The following is a 5863-nucleotide window of genomic DNA, read 5'->3' as shown; positions in this document are numbered from 1 at the left end:
ACAAATCAACAGTTGGAGAAGTTTACCACTAAATTCGATGGAATGTGCGATATGCGAGCAATTTTGTGTAGATCCGCACACCGAAACGTGATAACATCCATGCCAACCCGAAATCGCCATTACGTGGTAATGGACAAGCTTCGGGCAGAAAGTATTGGTGCTGTCGAATCAGGTGAGAGGGCGTCTACGTCGAAGCTGCGGCCTTCCAACTCTACGGGCAGATCCGCGTTGCTTTGGGATTTGACGCGGGATATTCTTGTGAAGCATTATCATCTTTCCTCGAAAGTCTAAGCGTTGCGCTGGCCGCCATCTTGGTTGTCAATTTTGCCGTTGACGAAAAGTCTGCTGTTTCATTGCAGACAAGACTGTACTTGGAGGTTTACATGCTCAACATTCATTATCTTCATCATGTGGCAATTACCATCACAGATCTCGAACGCGCCAAAGCCTTTTACGGCGGCGTTCTTGGCCTGACGGAATTGCCGATTCGCGGGATTGACAGCAATAGAGCTTGGTATCAGGCGGGGCCCTGCCAGGTCAACCTCATTGTTCAAGAGAAAGCCGACCCCAAATCGCCGCGTCATTTTGCACTGTGTGTTGACAGCATACGCAAAGCGCGGAAAGCACTGGAAGCAAGAGGGGTAAAGCTCACAAAAACCACGCAGGTAAGCAATATCAATCGGTTCTTTTTTGAAGACCCCGACGGCAATCGTCTTGAAATCGTCTGTCCCATCGGTCAGGGGTAAATCGGTAACGTTGTAGGGGCGACCCCCCCGATGGATCGGGATTTCGCGCTGCTCAACTTGCGATCGTCCATGCAGGTAAGGGCAAGCATCTCCCCTTCATCTTGAGCGAAGAGAAAGATCTCCATGGTGAGATTCTTCACTCCGTTCAGAATGACATTTATGCCGCATTTACAGATCAAAATGGTATTACTTCGATTAACGCAAATTGGTAGAAACCCCCTGGCCAACCGATATGGCAGCCCATTTTGAAGAAAGCTCCATCGTCCGACACATCACAGATATGTGGTTCGGTAAGGAAGCGTTTCGCCCAGGTTCTCAGCCAAGGGCTCAAGTCGTTTCAGATAGGGCGCCGACAAGAGGAGAACATGAAAACAGCAATTATATACGGACCCAGAGACATTCGGGTCGAAGATGTGGATATCCCCGTTATTGGACCGGACGACGTCCTGGTCGAAGTGAGAGCATCGGGCATTTGCGGGTCCGATGTTCACCGGTATCTGGGAACGGACTACGGCCGTTACAGCAACTACCCCATGAATTCAGGACATGAATACTGTGGGGATGTGGTACAGATTGGAAATCAAGTGAAGGGGTTTCGAGAGGGAGAGCGGGTGACCCTCGGCGTGTCCTGGGGCGGCGGCAGGCTTGGCGCTTTTTCCGAGTATGTGCACATACCCGATGCAGACAACAGGTTGTGTCGCTTGCCTCAGGAGATTAGCTATGTCAATGGCGCCCTGATAGAACCCTTCCTCGTTGCCATGAACGGCTATCACCGACCGAATCCGACGCGTGACGACAGCATTCTGATTCTGGGTGCAGGGACGATCGGACTTTGTGTGCTGCTGCTTTGCCAGGCGAAGGGGATGGAGGACATCATGGTGAGTGAGCCATCGGCCAGCAGGCGCGAGATGGCGGAGCGGATCGGCGTTAAGACGGTGAACCCCGCTGATGAGAATCTTGAAGAGATTGTCATGACCACCACGCAAGGGCGGGGTATGGACGTGACCTTTGAATGCGCTGGAGCAGAAGCAACCTTGAATCAGGCTTTTACGCACACCCGGAGCGGAGGGAAGATTAGCCTGATTGCTCACTATCGGGCAGCGCCGCGGGTCAACATAGAAGCGGTGATCGTCAAGTCGCTGAACGTGTTCGGCCCCACATACGGAAATGCCTTCTTTAACGAAGCCGTGAAACTCCTGTTGGAAGAGGCAGTTGATTTCGAGCATCTAGTGAGCCACCGGTATCCCCTAGAGCAGGCTGAGGCGGCTTTTGAGACTGCGTCAGATGTGAACCAGTCGGTGAAGGCGCTGTTCACTCCCTGATAAAAGCGTACTATAAGTGTGAATCAGGTAACGTGTTTATCAATAACTGGTGTGCGATCATGCGTGAAATAGGAGAACGCTACGATGACGGCTGTGTCTATTATCCGCTTAACCCGGACTTCAGAGCACTGGGATGGGCGGCAAAAGCAGGAAATCCTGGGAGAGTCATCTGCTACAATCCCTGGATCTGGCCCCGCTTTACGGATTTTCAGGACTACTTTTGTGGAGAAGGCTATGGTTTTCTGAAAAGCCATGAATGGCTGCCGGACGATGGCTCAGGGATATTTAAATAGAAAGCGAATGAACGACGCCCTACATTTCGCAGGCTCTTATGATTACTGCTCCATACCCAGGCGCCAATGCGTCCCCATTAAACAAGGTTTCTCACCCGGCTTATCCACCTGGTAGTAGATTGTCAGGATGGAACCGTTCTCCAGTTCGACCGACGCTGGATACCCGAGATCGCCATTCGGAGCGCTGCTGAGTTGAATTTCGCTCCCAACTTTCCATGTTTGACCTTCATCTTTGCTAATACAGGCAAATTCGCCATAGGGAGGCCATCTTTTACCATAGACGACCACGAGCCAATCATTGTACAAGCGAATGACGTGTGGTGGGAATCCCCGAATCGGGGTGACATGCGGTTTAGACCAGGTAAAACCGCCATCAGTGCTGTGAGATTGACGGATATAATGTTCACCATAGCAATCTCGGAATAGGATAACTAACTTTCCGCTAGCACACTCAACCACATGACATTCGTCATAGGTTAACATCGGGACGCCTTCGGGAACCGGAAAAGTACCAATTGTCTGCCACGATAAACCATCGTCGCGTGATTCCTGTATCCCAACATCGTAATCGTCGCCATGAGATTCGTGTGGGCGCTGTCCAACATAAAGCAACCTTGCGTCGCGAAGCTGTATGGGACCGTGCGGCGTTGTCACTTCCGTCCTGACTGGATTTCCCCAGGTGTAGCCGTTATCGGTGGAACGAATGGTCCAGTGGCCCTGCCATTGACCGCCGCCTCGGTTTGTAAACCAGCTAACCAACATCGTTCCGTTCTGTGTCTGGATAATACCGGCATCCCGATCATCTAAGGGCATGTCATGAATGGTAGTTGACTCTCCCCAGGTCTTTCCGCCATCGCTGCTGCGCACCATTTGTGTTTTGCCATCAGGGGAGGTATGGCTATCTCGGTCTCCAGAAAATACGACCAACAACTCGCCGTTGTGCGCCTTAGCGATAGTCGGCCAGCCGATATATCGGTCCGGCTGCTTACAGATAATTTTGGTAGAAATAACGGTTGCCATATTGCTTTTCTGCAATGATCTATCCTTCGCTTTTGCCTAGATGGTGACCCGCAAGTCGCGGATTCTCATGATACGGTTGCGGATGCAGGCAGACTCGACGTAAGCTCATCCTCCGCCGTAGATCGCCTGAATCATGGCATTGATGTAGCCGAAACAGTAAGCATAGGACTGATAGTTGCCCTTCGGATCGTCGCCGGTGCGCGGGACGTGGTCGGGATCAATGCCGTAACAATATCCTGTGTCCTTGAGGGCTTTTAATACACGGTAGAAGTCCATATCTCCCTCATCGGGCAACGCCTCGCGGAAGCTGTAGTGCCCACCGAGGAGGTTGCGGTAGTGAACCAGGAAAATCGTATTGCGGCTGCCAAAGTATTCTATGAAGGGGAAGATTTCACTGGCCGGGTTTTCGAGCATTTCAGCGATGGAACCGATGCAGAAGTTCCAGCCGTGATACGGACTGCGCTGGATCTCGATGAAACGCTTCATGCCTTCAAAGTCATTGAGGACTTTGTCAACGCCCTTATAGCCGGGAGGCGTAGCAGGGTCTTGTTGGGAATTGCCCATTCGAACTTTGTATTCTTCTGCTACCGGAATCATGCGTTCGAGCAGATACTCAATTCGTTCCCAGTGCATGTCTGCCGTGACGTGCCCGGCTTCGGTCAGGGCGGCCTGTTCCTCGGCAGGAATCTGGTCCAGGCGGAACGCGGTGTAATAGTAGCCGCCGCGACCTTCTTCTGGTTCGGTGCGATCGATGGGCAGGATGCACGTGTTATAGCGCAGAGAATCGATGCCGGCATGTGCAGCTGTGCGGATCATTTCACAGACCCGGTCAATTTCCCGGTCACGCTCCGGGCTTTTGCCAAAATAGATAATGTTGGAAAAGTGCTGATAGATGGGCAGCGTGCTCATGTCCAGCGTCAGGCCGAAGGCTTCGTGGCGCTCTCTTTCCCGGATCAACTCGTCGAGTTTCCAACCACAGTCGGGGTGGAAGGGAAAGGTGGCGGCCTTGTGGCGCACACCGCAACGCTGCAGAAAGCGTAGCTCAGCATCGGTCGACCCAAAGCCCTGTGTGCGCACATACATGCGCCCGCCGTTTTCCGATGTTGGTGGGGTGCCTCCGGCGGCAGAAGCTGCTGCCTCGCCGGCTGCGAGACCTTGTTCAAGTGGATCAGATTTCTTCATGTGAATCCTTTCGTTGGTATGGCATTGGCGTACTGCGAAGGACGCTGCATCCTGTTGCGATTTTGTGGTGGTGGATACGATAAAAACAGTAGAGAGGTATTTAAATCTAACGTTGAGCTCAGGGGCGCGGTCTACGGCGTCCCCTGCAGCGATCGGTTATGGCGTTTCGTGACCATGCAACGTGAATCTCACTCCGGCACGATCAAGGCGTTCCTCTACTTCTCCTTTGAGAAGAGCGGCAAACTTCAAACCGCCTTGCACCGATTCTTTGCGAGCATCGAAAAGCCTCGCCCAAAGCCCTGCAGCCCATGACATCTGGTATTCAGTCGTATTCCAGCGTCGATCAGACGTGCTAACGTATGCATCCAGAAAGGCTGCGCTTTCTTCGATTGTTGACTGTCCGTCAGCGAACAAGGCGGCTGCAACGCCTGCTATGGCGGGCTCCGGCAGCGACACGACAGAATCCCAGTCATCGACTGCATGAAGACGCCCGTTCTCCCAACGGATGTTTTCAGACCACCAATCACCGTGGCCTAAGACCGGCGGCAGTTCGTTTGCCCGGATTATTGAACGTGCCACTTTGGCTGCGTGGTCGATCCATTGAGGCTCATGCTTCGAATTTAGGTTTTCGGTGATATCCGTTGCAGGTGGCCAGGTGTCACCTTCGTCGTCCCAGCGCAGGAATCCCCATGGTGCATCCAGCTCGGGGAAACCACCTGCCCCTGGAGCAAGTTTGACAAGTTCGGCAAGGACGCGTCCAAGTTCCCTTGCAGCCCCAGTGCCGCGGGGGAGTGGTTCACCTCCCGACAAGTAACCTTCAAACGAGACGGCCAGGCTACCGTGTCTTTCCGGAGGACCGAGTGGCTCAGGGCAAGGGAAGCCTGCTTCCCACATACTTCGATGCACTTGCCAGCATGACGCGAGCCGCTCACGCCACTGTCGGACTTTGGCTACTAGCTGTCTGTCATCGTTGAGAGTGATTCCAAACACTGCTGAGGAATAGCCGACCTCGAACATCACGTTGCGCAAGGCCGACTTGAAGCGACCTTCGCACCAAGTCGAAAGGTCCTCCAATGAAACAACAGGTCGTTGCCGACTCCCCATCTATATATCCCCTCTTGTAAGAATCCCATTTGTACATATCCCAGAGAAAGACGAGAGGTGCAATCACTGCACACCATCACGCTGCTGTCCCTGTCGCTTCCATATCTCGATCCTATTGCACATAACCTTCAAACTGATCTACGGAGATGAAGTGCCAGCGGAATCCTCGTTAGGTCCGTCGACTTGTCAGACCTTT

Annotated in this window: 6 protein-coding genes; 3 read left to right on the top strand and 3 right to left on the bottom strand. The window is 52.9% G+C overall.

What is annotated here, in order from left to right; genetic code table 11:
• Positions 1–383 precede the first annotated feature (383 nt).
• The 3 genes from O6944_06115 to O6944_06105 all read left to right on the top strand — a co-directional run bounded on the left by O6944_06115 (position 384) and on the right by O6944_06105 (position 2361).
• Positions 384–746, top strand: a complete 363-nt coding sequence (locus O6944_06115) for a VOC family protein (GenBank protein ID MCZ6718709.1) — start codon at positions 384–386, stop codon at positions 744–746.
• Positions 747–1111: 365 nt separating this feature from the next.
• Positions 1112–2068, top strand: coding sequence for a zinc-binding dehydrogenase (locus O6944_06110; GenBank protein MCZ6718708.1), 957 nt, complete (start codon positions 1112–1114; stop codon positions 2066–2068).
• A gap of 32 nt (positions 2069–2100) precedes the next feature.
• On the top strand, positions 2101–2361 hold the full coding sequence (locus O6944_06105) for a hypothetical protein (protein MCZ6718707.1): 261 nt from the start codon (positions 2101–2103) through the stop codon (positions 2359–2361).
• Positions 2362–2403: 42 nt separating this feature from the next.
• On the opposite strand, the gene O6944_06100 is transcribed toward O6944_06105, so the two are convergent.
• From O6944_06100 to O6944_06090, 3 genes are all read right to left on the bottom strand, one after another.
• Positions 2404–3381 carry a sialidase family protein gene (locus O6944_06100; GenBank protein ID MCZ6718706.1) on the bottom strand — a complete coding sequence of 326 codons (978 nt, stop codon included), beginning with the start codon at positions 3379–3381 and terminating at the stop codon, positions 2404–2406.
• A 105-nt stretch (positions 3382–3486) separates the two neighbouring features.
• Positions 3487–4563 carry a mannonate dehydratase gene (locus tag O6944_06095; GenBank protein ID MCZ6718705.1) on the bottom strand — a complete coding sequence of 359 codons (1077 nt, stop codon included), beginning with the start codon at positions 4561–4563 and terminating at the stop codon, positions 3487–3489.
• Positions 4564–4719: 156 nt separating this feature from the next.
• The gene (locus tag O6944_06090; protein MCZ6718704.1) at positions 4720–5667 is read right to left on the bottom strand and encodes a phosphotransferase; all 948 of its coding nucleotides are present in this window, start codon (positions 5665–5667) and stop codon (positions 4720–4722) included.
• Positions 5668–5863: the final 196 nt, after the last annotated feature.

The organism is Gammaproteobacteria bacterium, from assembly GCA_027296625.1.
Lineage (GTDB): Bacteria > Pseudomonadota > Gammaproteobacteria > JAKEHO01 > JAKEHO01 > JAKEHO01.
Note: the sequence above shows the minus strand (reverse complement) of the source record. Positions and strands in the feature narration are given on the sequence as shown.

Coding starts and splice junctions, on each gene's coding strand:
- O6944_06115 (MCZ6718709.1), top strand. CDS start 384: ATGCTCAACATTCATTATCTTCATCATGTGGCAATTACCATCACAGAT.
- O6944_06110 (MCZ6718708.1), top strand. CDS start 1,112: ATGAAAACAGCAATTATATACGGACCCAGAGACATTCGGGTCGAAGAT.
- O6944_06100 (MCZ6718706.1), bottom strand. CDS start 3,381: ATGGCAACCGTTATTTCTACCAAAATTATCTGTAAGCAGCCGGACCGA.
- O6944_06095 (MCZ6718705.1), bottom strand. CDS start 4,563: ATGAAGAAATCTGATCCACTTGAACAAGGTCTCGCAGCCGGCGAGGCA.
- O6944_06090 (MCZ6718704.1), bottom strand. CDS start 5,667: ATGGGGAGTCGGCAACGACCTGTTGTTTCATTGGAGGACCTTTCGACT.